This is a genomic window from Olsenella uli DSM 7084 (genome assembly GCF_000143845.1).
Taxonomy (GTDB): Bacteria; Actinomycetota; Coriobacteriia; order Coriobacteriales; family Atopobiaceae; genus Olsenella; species Olsenella uli.
Genome location: NC_014363.1, coordinates 1788085 through 1804561, shown reverse-complemented (window position 1 = coordinate 1804561; position 16477 = coordinate 1788085). Strand labels below are relative to the sequence as shown.

11 protein-coding genes and 1 tRNA gene are annotated in these 16477 nt (G+C 67.2%); 1 reads left to right on the top strand and 11 read right to left on the bottom strand.

Annotated elements, in window-relative coordinates; translation table 11 throughout:
• Positions 1-66: 66 nt before the first annotated feature.
• Positions 67-831, bottom strand: coding sequence for an alpha/beta hydrolase family protein (locus OLSU_RS07835; RefSeq protein WP_013252419.1), 765 nt, complete (start codon positions 829-831; stop codon positions 67-69).
• 156 nt (positions 832-987) lie between these two features.
• Between OLSU_RS07835 and pcp the strand changes: the two genes are divergently transcribed.
• Positions 988-1635, top strand: a complete 648-nt coding sequence (gene pcp / locus OLSU_RS07830; protein WP_013252418.1) for a pyroglutamyl-peptidase I — start codon at positions 988-990, stop codon at positions 1633-1635.
• 76 nt (positions 1636-1711) lie between these two features.
• On the opposite strand, the gene OLSU_RS07825 is transcribed toward pcp, so the two are convergent.
• The 10 genes from OLSU_RS07825 to OLSU_RS07780 all read right to left on the bottom strand — a co-directional run bounded on the left by OLSU_RS07825 (position 1712) and on the right by OLSU_RS07780 (position 16477).
• Positions 1712-2707: a ribose-phosphate diphosphokinase gene (locus OLSU_RS07825; RefSeq protein WP_013252417.1), complete on the bottom strand. Its 996-nt coding sequence runs from the start codon at positions 2705-2707 to the stop codon at positions 1712-1714.
• 3 nt (positions 2708-2710) lie between these two features.
• Positions 2711-4099 (bottom strand): bifunctional UDP-N-acetylglucosamine diphosphorylase/glucosamine-1-phosphate N-acetyltransferase GlmU, encoded by a 1389-nt coding sequence (glmU, locus tag OLSU_RS07820; RefSeq protein ID WP_013252416.1) that lies wholly within the window; start codon positions 4097-4099, stop codon positions 2711-2713.
• Between the two features lie 108 nt (positions 4100-4207).
• Positions 4208-4282, bottom strand: a tRNA-Gln gene (locus OLSU_RS07815).
• Between the two features lie 107 nt (positions 4283-4389).
• Entirely contained in the window at positions 4390-6519 is a 2130-nt protein-coding gene (locus OLSU_RS07810; RefSeq protein ID WP_013252415.1) for a Na+/H+ antiporter, read from the bottom strand.
• Positions 6520-6537: 18 nt separating this feature from the next.
• A complete protein-coding gene (locus tag OLSU_RS07805) occupies positions 6538-7449 on the bottom strand; it encodes a peptidoglycan-binding domain-containing protein (RefSeq protein WP_013252414.1) in 912 nt (303 codons plus the stop codon).
• Positions 7450-7479: 30 nt separating this feature from the next.
• Positions 7480-8547: a polyprenyl synthetase family protein gene (locus OLSU_RS07800; RefSeq protein WP_013252413.1), complete on the bottom strand. Its 1068-nt coding sequence runs from the start codon at positions 8545-8547 to the stop codon at positions 7480-7482.
• 2 nt (positions 8548-8549) lie between these two features.
• The gene (gene galE, locus OLSU_RS07795) at positions 8550-9605 is read right to left on the bottom strand and encodes a UDP-glucose 4-epimerase GalE (protein WP_013252412.1); all 1056 of its coding nucleotides are present in this window, start codon (positions 9603-9605) and stop codon (positions 8550-8552) included.
• 568 nt (positions 9606-10173) lie between these two features.
• Positions 10174-11529, bottom strand: a complete 1356-nt coding sequence (locus tag OLSU_RS07790) for a serpin family protein (protein WP_013252411.1) — start codon at positions 11527-11529, stop codon at positions 10174-10176.
• Between the two features lie 168 nt (positions 11530-11697).
• Positions 11698-15429: a phosphoribosylformylglycinamidine synthase gene (locus OLSU_RS07785; RefSeq protein WP_013252410.1), complete on the bottom strand. Its 3732-nt coding sequence runs from the start codon at positions 15427-15429 to the stop codon at positions 11698-11700.
• A gap of 244 nt (positions 15430-15673) precedes the next feature.
• Positions 15674-16477: an energy-coupling factor transporter transmembrane component T family protein gene (locus OLSU_RS07780; RefSeq protein ID WP_013252409.1), complete on the bottom strand. Its 804-nt coding sequence runs from the start codon at positions 16475-16477 to the stop codon at positions 15674-15676.

The window sequence follows — 16477 nt, the reverse complement described above, 5'->3', positions numbered from 1 at the left end:
CGTGCGCGGGCGTCGCGGGCGTACGTAGGCGCGCGGGTCCCGGAAGGGATCTTGGGTCCCGTGCGCCTAGCGCCTCATGCGGGCACCCAGCCACTCGGCGGCCTGTTCGACCACCTGCCAGTACTGCTCGCCCACAAAGCCGTGCCCACCGCCACGGATGACCCTCAGCTCGCAGTGCGGGAACAGGCGTGCGGCGCGCTGTGAGTACGAGAGCGGCACGGCCGTGTCCGCATCGCCGTGGAAGAGCAGCACCTCCTCCGGGAACGCCGGGATGTGCTCAAAGAAGTCGTAGTCGTAGCACGAGCGCAGGAAGTCGCCGCTGACGTCCATTCCCATGATGGGGAAGGCCTCCGGCAGGCTGTTCCTGTCGGGGCATGCCTGCCGCACGGCGTCGTGGAGGTTGAATGCTGGGTACAGCAGCACGCACCCGCGTACCAGCTGGGCGTTCGCGCGCGCTGCCATGAGCGTCACGGTTGCCCCCAGGCTGGACCCGCAGAGGAAGACGTTGTCCTGGTCGACGAACGGCTCGCGCGAGAGCTCCCAGGCAACCGACTCCAGGTCGTGCTGCTCGGTGAAGAGGGACATGCCGTCCTGCCAGTCGCTCCTGCTGTAGGCACCCCCTCCGCAGAAGTCGAACACATACGTGACCATTCCGCGCTCCGCTGCAGTTCGGGCATAGGGCTCCATGTCCCCATGATTCGTGCTGAGTCCGTGCGAGAAGATCGCGGTCGCACGGGGTCGACCGTCCCCCCATCCATCGGGGAGAAACAGCCTCCCGTAGATGTTCTTGTCCTCTCGCCTGCACCAGTGCTCGCGCTCCGTGTAGCCCATCGTGCCCCCTTCGTCCGGCGAGGGCTGCCTGGGTGGCAGCCCTCGGCTTCCTCTGATGGTAGACCACGATGGCGCACGCTCCCTATAGAATGGGAGAGCTTTTGGGTTGAGGGGGCTTTTGGGCGATTCGCGGTGCGCCTGACGGAAGGAGGACGTATGGGAGCGGTTCTTGTCACGGGCTTCCAGCCCTTTGGCGGGGAGGCCATGAACCCCGCGTGGGAAGCGGTCCGTGCCCTGCCGGGCGCCATCGGCGGTGCGGAGGTCGTCAAGGCCGAGGTGCCCGTGGCGTTCGGGCGGGGGTTCGCCGAGGTGGAGCATGCCATGAGGGAGTGTTCGCCCGATCTGGTGCTCTGCATCGGGCAGGCGGGCGGCCGTGCCAAGCTCACGCCCGAGTACGTGGGCATCAACTGCATGGACGCGCGCGTCCCCGACAACGACGGCAACCAGCCCCTTGCCCAGAGGATCGAGGAGGATGGGCCTGACGCCTACTTCTCCACGCTTCCCGTGAGGGCGATGGCGAAGGCCATGAACGATGCCGGGATTCCCGCCGAGGTCTCCTTCACGGCCGGCACCTACGTGTGCAACGACATGCTCTACCGCCTGATGCATGCCATCGCCACCGACCATCCCGGCGTGCGCGGGGGCTTCATGCACGTGCCCTACGCAACGCAGCAGGCGACCCGCCTGCCGTCGGCGACGCCCAGCATGTCGCTCGAGACCATGACGGCGGGCATCGCCCTTGCGGTAGGGGCGGCGCTTGCCACCGAGAGGGACGTGTCGGTCTCGGCGGGCACCACCCACTAGCCGGACGTCCGCGCCATCCGCCTGCCGAAGGCCAGGGGTGCGTGCGCGGGGGACATGCGCGTTCCCCTGGCCTGTCCTACATCTCGGAGTTGCCTCCTGCGGCCTGCGAGACGGAGCGGTTGGTGTAGACGTTGTAGATGCAGTTCGCAAGGGGACGGGCGATCGAGATCTGCTTGATCTTGGAGCCCTGCGTGTTTGCGATGGCGCAGGGTATGGCGTCGGTGACGACGCACTCGACGATCGGCGCATCCTCCAGGCGCTGGATGGCCTGTCCGCTGAAGATGCCGTGCGTGGCACACACGTAGATGTCGCCGGCACCCATCTCCTTGAGCTTGTTGATGGAGCCCGTGAGCGTGCCGGCGGTGTCGATCATGTCGTCGTTGATGATGCAGGTCTTGCCATTGATGTTGCCGATGATACCCATGACCTCGGCGGCGTTGTGCCTCGGGCGGCTCTTGTGGGCGATGGCGACCTCGCAGCCCAGGTAGTCCGAGAGCTTCTTGGCGACCTTTGCCCGACCCATGTCGGGGGAGACGACGACCGTCTCGTTCCAGTCGAAGGACTTCTGCTTGAAGTAGTCTCCGAAGAGGTAGAGGGCCGTCAGGTGCGTGACGGGGATGTCGAAGAAGCCCTGGATCTGGCCGGAGTGCAAGTCAAGCGTGATGACGCGGTCGACGCCCGCAGCCTCGAGCAGGTTGGCGACGAGGCGCGCGGTGATGGGCTCGCGGCTCGCGGCCTTGCGGTCCTGCCGGGCGTAGCCATAGTGCGGGATGACGGCGGTGAAGCTCTCCGCAGAGGCCCTCGAGGCCGCATCGGCGACGATAAGCGTCTCCATGAGGAGGTCGTTGACGTTGCCCCCCACGACGGACTGGATGAAGAAGACCTCGTCGCCACGGACCGACTCGTCGAAGCGCGCGTAGATCTCGCCGTTGGCGAACTTCTGGATCTCGAGACCTTGGAGTTCGAGGTGCAGGATGTTGGCGATGCGTTGGGCGAGCGCCGGGTTGCTGGTGCCCGAGTAGAGCTTGATCTCCTTCTGGTAGGTGGTCGGTTCGCGCAGGTTCTCGTACATCCTCTAGTCCTCTTCTCGAAGATTGGCCCAGTACAGGTCTGCCCATCCCTCTTTGATGAGCTGCCGAGAGCGCTCGAGCGAGAGGGCTCCCGCGGGAACGTCTTGGGTGATGCAGGAGCCGGCGCCGACGAGGGCGTTGTCGCCGATCTCGACGGGAGCCACCATCATCGTATCCGAGCCGACGAAGACGTGGTCGCCGATCTCCGTGCGGCTCTTGTGCTTTCCATCGTAGTTGCAGGTGATGGAACCCCCGCCGATGTTGACGCCCCTGCCCAGGCGTGCGTCGCCTATGTAGGAGAGGTGCGGGACCTTGGACCCCTCGCCCACCTCGGAGCCCTTTATCTCCACGTGGGTGCCCGCCTTGGAACGCCTCATGAAGTGCGCGCCGCCACGCAGGTAGGCGCGCGGACCGCACGAGACGTCGTCGTCGATGGCGGAGTCCACGATGATGGTCTCGTCCACCAGGCAACGGTCGCCCACGCTGGCGTTCACGAGGCGGCTGTTGGGGCCGATGGTACACGCCTCGCCCACGGTCGTCCTCCCCCAGATGATGGTCTGGGGGAGAAGGACGCAGTCACGGCCGATTCTGGCGTCCGGCCCCACCCACACCTGGTCGGGATCGAGCATCGTGACGCCCGCACGCATGAGACCCTCGTTGATGCGCCGCTGCATGACCTTGGTGACCTGGGCGAGCTGGACGCGGTCGTTCACGCCCAGAAGCTCCGAGTAGTCGTCGCAGTGCACGGCCGAGACGGACTCGCCCATGCCGACGTAGATCCCGACCATGTCCGTGAGATAGCACTCGCCCTGGGCGTTGTCGCTGCCGATCCTGCCGATGTTGTCGGTGAGCCTCCCGCCACAGAAGCAGTAGGCGCCGGCGTTGCACTCCCTGAGCTCCTCACGCTGCGCAGGCGTGCAGTCCTTGTGCTCGATGATGGCCCTGACCTGGCCGTCCTCGGTAACGATGCGACCGTAGCCCGTGGCGTCGGGCGGGGTCATCGTGAGGATGGTGCAGGCACTGTGATTGGCGCGCGTTGCGTCGACCAGGGCCGAGATGGTCTTTGGGCGCACGAGCGGCAGGTCGCCGTTGAGCACGACCACAGGACCGGTGAAGCCTCCGAGGGCGTCTTTGACCACGCGGACGGCATGTCCCGTGCCCAGGCGTTCCGCCTGCTCCACGAACTCGACGTCCCCCTCGCCCGCAAGGCAGGAGCGCACCTCGTCCGCGCCGTTCCCGACGACGACGACGATGCGCTCGATGCCGGCCCTTCGGGCGGCGTCAACGACCCACCACGCGAGCGGACGGTCCAGGACCTTGTGCGTGACCTTGGGATGGCGGGACTTCATGCGCGTTCCCTCGCCGGCGGCGAGGACGATCGCGGTGACGGGCATGTGGCCTCCAACGGGTTGGCGTGTATCCACGGCAAAGTTCGGACGTACCAGAAGAGGCGCCAGAAAGCCGGGTACGGCACTGGGCCGCACCCGACCCATCAGATGCGTTGGCTGGGGTAGAAGGATTCGAACCCTCATTCCAGGCACCAAAAACCCGTGTCCTAGCCCTTGGACGATACCCCAGTTCAGCCGCCGCCCCGAACCGGACGCACGCTAAGTATAGCAGTCGCGCATGGCGGCTGCCGTCGGACCCATTGCGGAGGGGCGCGTCGTGCCGTCCCCGTGTCGCCCTACCCCTCGCCCATCTGCAGAAGATAGACGTTCTCGCGCAGCTCGTTGGCTATCTTGCGGGTGAGGGTGCCCTCGGACTGCAGGCGTCCTATCTCGTCGAGCTCGATGCGCAGCGCGTTCTCGTCCACGTCGCGGGCGAACTCGCGCGCCTTGGCGAACTGTTCGCGGAAACGCGGGTTGAAGTCGTGTGTGAGGAGGTCGTAGGGCAGCGTGTAGGCCTTGCGCGAGTCGAGGGGGACGTCCCGCCCGTAGTTGAGGCGGCCCCACAGAGAGTGCAGGGCGAGTTCGTGCACGTCGTGGCGTATATGGGCGGCCCTTGCCTGGCCGACGTCCCCCTCCTTCATGACGCGCTCGAAGTACTCGAGGCTCACGTACTCGAGCTCGATCGCGTAGATGCAGGACTGGCCGTAGATGCGGTCGAGGTCGCTGCCGTCCTTGGCACGGTGGCCTGCGGGGAAGAAGGTCCGGCGCACGAGGGTCGTCGCGCTCGCGAGGAGGGTGCCCCGATTCGGTATGACGTCCGCCATGCGTCCGGTATAGCCGACAGAGCTCCTGATACCGCGGAGAGCGACAAGATGGCGCTGCCAGTCCTGCTCGGAGTGCACCTTGAGGTGGCGGCGGTGAAGCGACTCGAGGGTCTCGGCCTGCAGCCGGGCCTCCTCGTCCTCCACGGCACGATTCTCCTCCTCGACACCGGAGCTGATGAAGCGCTCAAGGGCCAGCTGCAGCTCGTAGCGGCTGAGCGTGAGCCTGAGCGCGGGCAGGTACTCGGTGAGGGCCTCGTCCTCCGCGAGGCGTCTGAGCTCGTTCGTGGTCGCCTCGAACACGGCGATGGTCGCCTCGCGCAGCTCCCCGTCGTGGCCGCCGTCGTCCTCGGGGCGTGGGGCCAGCAGAGGCAGGGAAACGTCGGCCATCAGGAGCGTGAGCAAGATGACTCCCGCCGCAAGGGTGACGAGGAGGCTACGTTCGGGGAAGGGGTCCCCAGCCGCCGTCGTCAAGGGGAGGGTCAGCACGATCGAGAGGGTGACCGCGCCCTTCGCGCCCGCGATGGTGGTCACCAACGCGTCACGCAGGATCCCCCTGCGCCCACCGCACAGCCCCTCCCCCTTGCGACGGTGGACGAGCTCAAGGGCGAGCACCCAGACGAGGCGGCATCCGAGCGAGGCCATGGCGACGAGGAGGATGGCGACTATGACCTGGGGGGCGGGGAGACCACCGTTGAGCCCCGGCATCACGACGAGGGGCAACTGCATTCCCAGCAGCACGAAGATCGTCCCGTTGATCAGAAACGAGATCATGGCCCAGAGCGAGTTCGAGACGAGTCGGCGCCGAGCGTCATAGGTCGAGTGGAATCGCGGGCGCGGCGCTGCCATGACGAGGCCGGCGGCGACGACGGCCAGGATGCCGCTCACTCCCAGGTCCTCGCAGACGAGATAGACGATGAAGGGGCTCAGCAGCTCGTAGAGGGCGTGCGACGTGACGTCCTCGAAGCCGAGGCGCCCCAGGAGCCTCATGGCGCCGGAGAGCACGAAGCCCAGGATGGCCCCCAAGGCGATGCCGCCCACAAAGAGGAGGGCGAACGAGGCTGTGGCGTCCATGAGGGAGAACGCCCCCGTGACGGCTGCCGCAACGGAGAACTGGAAGGCCACGACACCAGACGCGTCGTTGATGAGCGACTCTCCCGACAGCAGCGCCCTCTGGCGGCCAGTGAGGTTGACGGAGGACCTGAGCGCCGTGACGGCGGCGGCGTCCGTGGGTCCGAGCGCCCCTCCGAGGGCGAAGGCGGCCGCGAGGGGTATTGCCGGCACGAGCCGGTTAAGGGCGTAGCCGATGACAAGGACGCTCACGACCACAAGCCCGACGGCGAGCGAGAAGATGTCGGCGCGGTTGCGCCACAGCTCGCGCGGGCTCGCCTCACGCGTCTCGTTGAAGAGGAGGGGTGCGATGAAGAGCACGAGAAAGAGCTCGGAGTCTATGCGGACCTCGTTGATCGTGGGCAGCACGATGGCGGCTACGAGCCCGATGGCTATCTGCAGTATGGGCAGCGACACGCGGCGCACGAACCTGTCGGCCACCGAGGAGAGGCTGACGCACGCCAGCACGATGAGGACGAATTCGAACTGCTCCACCAGCGACGCCCCCCTGCGTCACAGGTCGAACGCGGCGCAGATGGCGTCGAGCAGCATGACCGCGAAGGTCTGTGCGTCACCGGTGGTGAAGGTGCCGTCGTAGTCCAGGCCCAGCGGGAGCTCCAGGCGCACGACGGGCACGTCTTCGCGGGAGCTCTCGACGGTGGTGCGCAGGCGTTGCGGTAGCGTCTCGACGTCGTCGGTCGACAGGTTGGCCATCTTGCTGCCCTCGGGCAGCGGCGTGGTGGCCAGTACGATGACCGCGGCGTCGCCCTCGCGCGAGACCTCGGGCGCCTCGATGAGGTCGAGGCCGCTCCTCTCGCTCGTGGCCGACGCCAGGTTCCAGATGCGACCTGCGACGTTGCGCGAGATGGGATCCTCGGCTGTGAGCGAGAGCTGCGTGTGCTCGAGCACGCCGGCCGCGCGCGCGAAGCCCATTCCGCCCATGGGGTGCGGTCCTGCCGCAGGCTTACCCGCCCACACGTGGTGCAGGCGGTCGATGGAGTCGAAGGTGTCCTGGAAGGCCATGCCGTCGGCCAGCATGCCCTGGCTCTCCTGGAACTCCTTGACGGCGGCCTCGGTGTAGACGCCGAAGCAGCCGTCGGGCTTCCCGCAGGAGAAGCCCAGGATGTTGAGGCGCTCCTGCATCTGCAGGACATCGTTGCCGTGGAAGTTGGGCAGACGCAGGTAGAGCGTGCGGTCGCCCATCGTATAGCCGGCATCGACGAGCGCGGACCAGGTCGGCGCGTCGACCTCGGTGCCCAGGCCCATGCCCTGGTCGAGCCTGAACTTGGCGACGGCCGCCACGCTCGAGGGCCCCATGCTCTTCTCGGCCAGCTCGGCCTCGTCGATCTCGTAGCCAAGACGGCCCAGGCGCTCCTGGATGTCCTCGACTGCGGCGCCGGATGCGCCCTCTCGAATTGGGTCCATCTGCCTCTCCTGATCCGTGTTGCGGAGCGCCTAGCCCAGGCGCTCTACGAAGAAGTCTGCCATAGAATCGAGCACCTCGACGGCATGGCCTGCAAAGTCCATTCCGTCGAGCTCGCCCTTTGCATGGTCTGCGAGGGCGCGGGCATAGCCGCCCACGGCATCGATGGCTCCGCAGTCCCGCATGAGCCCGACCGCGCGGGCGAGCTGCGTGGGGTCGGTCGTGTGAGCCGAGAGGAGGGCGACGAGCTCCTCTCGGTCCTGGCCCTCGAGGCGTTCGAGCGACCACGCCACGACCATCGTGCGCTTGCCCTCGGTGATGTCGCTGCGGAAGTCCTTGCCCTGTGCCGTGGCATCGCCCACGAGGTTGAGCAGGTCGTCCTGGAGCTGGAACGCAAGCCCCGCGTCCATGCCGAAGGAGCCGAGCGCCCCCACCTGCCCGCTGCTGCCTCCGCCGCATATGGCCCCGATGGAGAGCGGCGAGGACGCGGAGTAGAACGCGGTCTTGTGGCGTGCCATGCGGAGGTAGTCGCTCGTGCTCACGTCCCAGCGTCCGTCACGCACCCAGCCGAGGTCGAGCGCCTGTCCCTCTACGGTGCGCTGCTCCATCTGCGCGAGCTCGGCGAGCACGCGCAGCTTGGTCGTTGGGTCGAGCGCGTCATCCTCGAGCACGTCCGCAAAGGTGCGGACGATGCCAAGGTCGCCGGTGTTGATCGCCACGCCCAGCCCCTCGGTGAGGTAGGTGCAGGGCTCACCGCGGCGCAGCTCGCCCTCGTCGGCGATGTCGTCGTGGATGAGGGCGGCGGACTGGAAGTGCTCTATGCCCGCCGCGCTCGAGAGGGCCCGTTCGACGTCGCCCCCAACGGCCTCGCAGCCAAGCAGGACGAGAGCGGGGCGCGTGCGCTTGCCGCCCGAGGCCACGAAGCGCGCGAACGGCTGGTAGAGATAGCGCTCGAGGTCGCTATCCGCAGACGTCTCGTCGGGGGGCGGGGTCGGTTTGTGCTCGGCAAGGTACGCCTCGATGATGGGACGCCTCTCGGCGAGGTACGTCGCGAAGGCGCGGCCCCTGTCGCCGTGGGGCCTGCCAGCGTCTGCCGACACGTCTAGCCTTCGTAGCCGTTGGGGTTCTGGGACTGCCAGTTCCAGCTGTCGCGGCACATGTCATCGATGCCAAAGCGGGCCTGCCAGCCCATCTCCTCGCGGGCCTTGGAGCAGTCCGCGTAGTTGGCCGTGACGTCGCCCGCGCGACGCGGCTCGATGACGTAGGGGAGCTCGCGCCCGCAGGCCCTGGAGAAGGCCCTGACAATCTCGAGCACCGAGGTCCCCCTGCCGGTTCCCAGGTTGAAGGTCTCGCAGCCAGAGCGGCCGTTCATCCAGCCCAAGGCGGCCACGTGACCAGAGGCCAGGTCCATCACGTGGATGTAGTCGCGCACGCCGGTGCCGTCGGGGGTGTCGTAGTCGTCGCCGAAGACGTGGACGCAGTCGCGCTTGCCCACGGCCACCTGGGCGACGTAGGGAAGCAGGTTGTTGGGGATGCCCTTGGGGTCCTCGCCCATGAGGCCCGAGGGATGTGCGCCGATGGGATTGAAGTAGCGCAGGAGGACGACGTTCCATTCGGGATCGGCCACCACGAGGTCGGAGAGGACCTGCTCGATCATCCACTTGGTCCAACCGTAGGGATTGGTGGCTGGCTTCTTGGGGCTCGCCTCGGTCAGGGGTAGGCTGTCGGGATCGCCATAGACGGTCGCGGAGCTGCTGAAGATGATGGACTTGCAGCCGTGGCCGCGCATGACGTCGACCAGGGTGAGGGTATTGCCCAGGTTGTTGCTGTAGTATTCGATGGGCTTGGTGACGGACTCGCCCACGGCCTTGAAGCCCGCGAAGTGTATGACGCGGTCGATCTCGTTGTCATCGAAGACGCGCTCCAGGTCGGCGCGGTCCCTCACGTCGGCGCGGTAGAACGAGAGCCTCTGGGCCCGCTCCTCGCCCACGATGGCGCCTATGCGGTCAAGTACCTTCTCGGACGCGTTGGAGAGATCGTCGACGACGATGACCTGGTAGTCGCCCCGGAGCAGTTCGACGACGGTGTGGCTGCCGATGAAGCCGGCGCCGCCGGTGACGAGGACGCAGCTGTCCTTGGGTTCCTTCTTCTCGCTCATCGCTTATCCTCCGTATCGTGTCGCGCCGCCGCACGGCATGCGCCCGGCGTCCCCCTCGAACCGTTGGAAGTATACGGGAGCGTCGTGTGCGAGACATGTGCGAGATGTGCGGCAAGACGTGGACCTCACGGGCGCGCGGCCGCAGCGCTTCGGCTGGGATGGCGCGCGATCGCGCATGCCCTCGCGTCCCCGCACCTCCAGAAGTGAGTACTTTCTTGAGAAGTGAGTACTTTTTGGGTCGCCGAGAGGCATGTGGCGTCCGACAAACACATTTTTCCTGACATCGCCGCAGGTAATCGGCTCGATAAGATTATCAGAAGTGAGTACTGGCACTCACTTCCGGGGTTGCAACTCGGAGGGACGATGCGGACCATCGGTGAGATGATATAAGAAAGGAAAAAGATAACCGAATGAAAGGAAAAGAGCGATCGAGCAAAAGCCAGAGCCCGCGCGCGCCGAGCGTGGCCTGGCCCATGCGCCGAGGCCGGAAGACCCGGCGGCCAACTCCGGCCCCCGGCCTCCGCGCCCCGGTTCCGGCCCACGGCCTCCGCGCCCCGGCGGGGCCGCCCTACGCCATGCTCGTGACGACCCCCGCGAAGAGCGGCGTTGCGCTCTGGTAGTCGATGATCAGGTAGACGAAGGGGCGGTTTAGGACGACCTCCCTCACCTCTGGGTCGGAGGGACGAGCGGCCGTGGTCTCCATCTCCACCGAGGTCGCTGCCGCGGCCCTCGTGCCCTGCTCGTTCACGTCGACGAAGGTCTTCTGGATGACGCTGCCGACGGCGAGGTTTCCATCCGGCACCGATCCCAGGGGCGAGAAGTCTGCGAGGCTGGGTTCGAAGGCGTCCAGCATCCCCATCGAGTGCAGCTGCTCGTCGAGGAGGGTACGGTGGCTGGCGGTGAACTTGGGGAGACCCGCGCTGACCTCGACGTCCGGGACGGCCCCGGTGACCAGCTCGTGCAGGGACCCGCCGTCGAGTGAGCCCACGAGGTCCCCGATCCCGACGCCCCCCTTGGGAAGCAGCGCGACGAACGCGAAGTCGTGGTTCTCGTAGGGCCTCATGAAGCCCTCGGCGAAGCCATTCTCGAGGTAGTGGGACTCGTGCGAGCGCATCATACGCACGTCCTGCCCCGTGCCGTCCACGGCCGTGAAGGTGTCGTCCCGCACGTCGTCGTCTTTGTAGGGGTCGGACCAGGCGCCGTCGAAGGCGAGGGCGTTGATGAGGAACAGCCGGGCCTCGTCGGAGATCTCGTCCACCATCCCCTCGATCATGCCGTCCGTCTTCGAGCTGACCCAGGAGTTGATGTCCCTTCTCGTCGTCTCATCGAACGGTGCGGAGAAGGCCTGTGCGAAGAGGTCGTCCTTGCAGGTCGCGAGGTAGTCGTCGGTCACGCTGAGACCGCCCGAGTCGCGTAGCCAGACGGAGTTGGCGCTCCTGAGCGCGAGCGCCTCGCCCGTCCCCTGCGTGTCGTACAGAGGCTCGCCACCAATCCTTCTGGCATAGGCTTCCAGGTAGGACGTGAGGTCCCGTACGCCCATGCCCGTCGCCGCCTCCATCTGGGAGAGGGTCTCTCCGGCGGCGCCGTTCTCGGCCAGCGCGAGGGCGAAGAGCGCCGAGAGGGGGGAGACGAGCACGTTTCCCCCCGGCTCCGCCTTGTAGCAGCCCTGCAGCAGACGGGCCGCGAAGTCGTACGCGGCAAGCGTGGCGGCCTGGTCCGTGAGAGTGTCGCCGATGGGCGCCTGCGCGCCTCGCACGGACGCGGAGTCTCCCACGCCTGCCGTGAGGTCCGACGCCGCAAGCAATGGGGGCACGTCGTCTGGGTTGCCGCCGACGCCGCAGCCCGCGAGGGACGACCCCAGCGACAGGGCAAGGGGCAGGCCGAGAAGCGCAAGGGCGGTGCGTCGTTCGATAGGACGTTCCATGGGGGCTCCCTTCTGGGGTCGCAACGTCGTTCATCTTCCGCGGTGTCGCCAGCCTATCAGCTTTGCGGGCTCGTCAGTGTCGCTCCCCCGTCACCCTGGGCGCGACGGGACCTGGCTTCGGGCACGGCGGGAACTTGCCGCGCCCGCCGTGCCCAGGCGGTGTGGCCCTTACGCGAAGTACCCCACGCCTCCCTCGAAGAGTGGCTGGCACATGGCACCTGGCACGTTCTTGAAGTTGCCCTTGGTGTAGCGTTCGCTGTGGCCCATCTTGCCAAGGACGCGGCCGTCCGGGCTGGTGATGCCTTCGATGGCAAGGATCGAGCCGTTGGGGTTCACGTCCAGGTCCATGGAGGGCACGCCGTCCTCGTCCACGTACTGCGTGGCGATCTGGCCCTTGGCGGCCATCTCGCGCAGCAGCTCGTCGCTGGCGACGAATCGTCCCTCGCCGTGGCTGACGGCGATGGTGTGGACGTCGTCCACCGAGCATCGGGAGAGCCAGGGCGAGAGGTTCGAGGCCACGCGCGTGCGCACGAGACGGCTCTGGTGGCGCCCGATGGTGTTGAAGGTCAGGGTCGGACACGCGTCGTCCATCGGTCTGATGTCACCGTAGGGCACGAGCCCCAGCTTGACCAGGGCCTGGAAGCCGTTGCAGATGCCCAGCATCAGGCCATCGCGCTGCAGCAACAGGTCGCGGACGGCCTCGGTGACCTCGGGTGCACGGAAGAAGGCCGTGATGAACTTGGCCGATCCGTCGGGCTCGTCGCCACCCGAGAAGCCGCCGGGAATCATGACGATCTGGGAGCGACCGATCTCCTTGGCAAGGGCCTGGGTGCTCTCCTGCACGGCCGTGGGCGTGAGGTTGCTGATGACGAGCGTGGTGACATCCGCGCCAGCGCGCTCGAATGCCGCCGCAGAGTCGTACTCGCAGTTGTTCCCGGGGAACACGGGAATCACGACGTGCGGCTTGGCTGGGCGGACGGCGGGCGCTACGCGCGAGCCGCCCCTCTCGTCCACGTCGAAGCGCGGGGCGTCCACGGCCTCGCCCTCGCCACGGTACGGGAAGACGGGCTCGAGCCGTGCCTCCCAGGCCTCCTGAAGATCAGAGAGCTCGATCCTCTCGCCTGCTGCCCACAGGGCGTACTCGACAGAGGTGCCGCCCAGGTCGATGACCTCGAAGCCATCCACGTCACGCTCGACGTAGGTGCTTGCGCCCACCTCCACCACGAAGCTTCCGTAGGCCAGGCGGAAGAGGGCGCCCATGTCGAAGGCGTCCGCCAGGCCGAAGCCGATCTGGTTGCCGACGGCCATCTTGAAGAGCGTCTCGGCCAGGCAGCCGTAGCCCGGCGTCGCCACGGCAAGGGCGTCCCCGTAGCCGATCATGGCCTCGACGTAGTCGAGCACCTTGAGGAAGGACCGCGCATCGGGGGTGACGCCGTCTTCCCTGTACTGCGGGCGTACCAGGCAGAGCTTGCTGTCCGTGCGCTTGAACTCCGGAGAGACGATGCGGCCGACCTTGCCGACCGCCGTCGCGAACGAGACCAGGGTGGGCGGGACGTCCAGGTCCTCGAAGGAGCCTGACATGGAGTCCTTGCCCCCGATGGCGCCGATGCCCAGGTCGATCTGGGCCATGAGCGCACCCAGGACGGCGGCCGTGGGCTTGCCCCAACGCTCGGGCCCATGGCGAAGCTTCTCGAAGTACTCCTGGAAGCTGAGGTAGGCGCTCCTGTGCTCGAGGCCGGCGGCCACGAGCCTCGCCACGGACTCGACGACCGAGAGGTATGCCCCCGTGAACTGGTTCTGGCTCATGAGGTAGGGATTGAAGCCCCACGCCATGCCAGAGACCGTGGTGGTCTCGCCAAGGACGGGAAGCTTTGCGACCATCGCCATGCTGGGCGTGAGCTGTCGGCGACCGCCGAAGGGCATCAGAACCGTCGCTGCGCCGATGGTGGAGTCGAAGCGCTCCGAGAGGCCCTTGTTCGAGGCCACGTTGAGGTCGCACAGCACGGAGCGCATGCGCTCCTCGAGGTTCGCACCCTCCCAGCTGGGCTGGTAGCTGCCCTGCTGAGGCACGTGGACGTCCTGGTGCTTGGGTGCCCCGTTGGACGAGAGGAACTTGCGGCTCACGTCGACGATGGTCCTGCCATCCCAGACCATCTTGAGGCGTGGCTCCCGGGTCACCTCTGCGACGACGGTCGCCTCGAGGTTCTCCTCACGCGCATACCCCATGAACTCATCGACGTCTTCGGGTGCCAGCGCCACGGCCATGCGCTCCTGCGACTCGCTGATGGCGAGCTCGGTACCGTCCAGGCCCTCGTACTTCTTGGGGACGCGGTCGAGCTCGATGAGAAGGCCGTCGGCCAGCTCGCCGATGGCGACTGAGACGCCACCGGCGCCAAAGTCGTTGCAGCGCTTGATCAGCCTGCAGGCGTCCTCGCGGCGGAAGAGCCTCTGGAGCTTGCGCTCGACGGGGGCGTTGCCCTTCTGGACCTCGGCACCGTCCCTCTCCAGGGACTCCACGTCGTGAGCCTTGGAGGAGCCGGTGGCGCCACCGATGCCGTCGCGTCCCGTGCGGCCGCCCAGAAGGACGATCCTGTCGCCGGGGGCGGGGCACTCGCGGCGGACGTGGCTGGCGGGGGTGGCGCCCACCACCGCGCCGATCTCCATGCGCTTGGCCACGTACCCCGGGTGGTAGAGCTCGCTGACCTGGCCGGTCGCAAGGCCGATCTGGTTGCCGTATGAGGAGTACCCGGCCGCCGCGGTGGTGACGAGCTTGCGCTGGGGCAGCTTGCCGGGAAGGGTCCTGCTCACGGGGGCCAGGGGGTCTGCCGCGCCGGTTACGCGCATGGCCTGGTACACGTAGGAGCGTCCCGAGAGCGGGTCTCGGATGGCGCCGCCGATGCAGGTTGCCGCGCCGCCGAACGGCTCGATCTCGGTGGGGTGGTTGTGGGTCTCGTTCTTGAAGAGGAAGAGCCAGTCCTGGTCCTCGCCGTCGACGTCGACCCTCACCTTGACGGTACAGGCGTTGACCTCATCGGACTCGTCCAGGTTCTTGAGGAGGCCCTTGTGGCGCAGGTACTTGGCGCCGATGGTGCCCATGTCCATCAGGCAGACGGGCCTCCCGTCGCGGCCAAGCTCGTGGCGGATCTCGAGGTAGCGTCCGAAGGCGTCCCTGACCACGGCGTCGTCGATCTCTACGTGCTCGAGCACGGTGCCAAAGGTGGTGTGACGGCAGTGGTCGGACCAGTAGGTGTCGATCATCTTGATCTCGGTGATCGTGGGGTCGCGCCCCTCGTCCCTGAAGTACCTCTGGCAGAACCGGATGTCCGCGAGGTCCATGGCGAGGCCACGGCCATCGATGAGGCCCTGGAGCTCGGCCTTGGTCATCCTGCGGAAGCCGTCCAGGGTCTCGACCATGGCCGGCTTGGGATAGTCGGACCTCAGGGTCCTGCGGCAGGCGAGGCTCGCCTCGCGGGCCTCGACCGGGTTGATGACGTAGCGCTTGATGGCGTCGACGTCGGCCTGCGAGAGGCCGCCCTCCAGGTAATAGAGCTTTGCGGAGGCGACGGTCGGGCGCTCCCCCTGGCTGATGAGCTGGATGCACTCGCTCGCGGAGTCCGCACGCTGGTCGAACTGCCCAGGTAGGAACTCCACGGCGAAGACCTTCGTGCCCTTGCCCGCCACGGGGCGGCGCGTGGTCGCCACGTCCGACTGCGGCTCGCTGAAGACCGTGGGGACGCACTGCTCGAAGAGGGCCCTCGAGATCCCCTCCACGTCGTAGCGGTTGACGATCCGGAGGCCCTCGAGGGCGGAGATGCCCAGGATGTCCTGCAGCTCGCGCAGCATCTGGCGGGACTCGACGTCAAAGCCTGGCTTCTTCTCTACGTACACGCGTGAGACCATGGGCCTGCCCTTTCCGTGGGGGTTGGTGTGGAGCAAACGTCGGCACATTGGAGCGTGCGTTTGCACACTCACTCCACATGATACGGCGTGCCGCCCTCTGCGCGGCGCCCATCCCCGCGGCGTGTCGCGGGCCTGCAAGAAAAAAGCGGAGCGAAGGCCCGGCTGTGCGTCCCGTAGCGCTCCCGGGCCCTCGTCATCAGCGGTCCGTGAGAATCGCCGACCATGCCGTTATGCCTATGGCGCCCTACCCCAGCGCACCCAGGAGGACGAGTCCTGCGATGCCGAGGGCCGTGATGGCGACGGCAATGAGGTCGCGTGCCGCCAGGCGAAGCGGATGCCAGTGCGAGCGGGCGCCGCCGCCCTCGTAGCAACGTGCGTCGAGGGCGCGCGAGAGTCCGTCGGCGTGATGCGCCGAACTTGCCAGCAGGGCGACCAGGACGGGGACGATGGAGCGGACGCGCCTTGCCACGGACCCCTCGCCCAGCGCCCCGCCGCGAGAGGTCTGCGCGTCAAGGATGGCGGAGGTCTCGTCCGCGATGGTCGGGATGAAGCGGATCATGAGCGAGAAGACCATCGCGAGCTCGTGTGCGGGCACTCCGACGTGCGCCAGGGGGGAGAGTGCGGCGTCGAATGCGTCCGTGAGCTCGGTCGGCGTGGTCGTGAGCAGCATGAGGGCACCCGCGAGGACGGCAACGACCACGCGTAGCGAGTAGAGGATGGCGGCCCAGGCGCCGCCTGCGGTGATGGCGAGGGGCCCTATCTTGACCAGGACGTCGCCCGTGCGGACCAGCAGCAGGTTGAAGAGGCTGAGAAACGCGAGGACCAGGACTATGGGCCTGACGGACTCCAGCAGCTTCCGGGCGGGTATGCGTGCCGCGCCGACGAGCGCGAAGGCATACGCAAAGCCCAGGCACAGCTGCAGGGGCGTCTGGATGAGGAAGGTACAGGCCATGATGGCGAGCGCACAGCCCACCTTGACGCGGGGATCAAGGCGGTGGACGGGGGAGTCGACGGGATAGTACTGTCCTACCGAGAATCGCAACGCCAT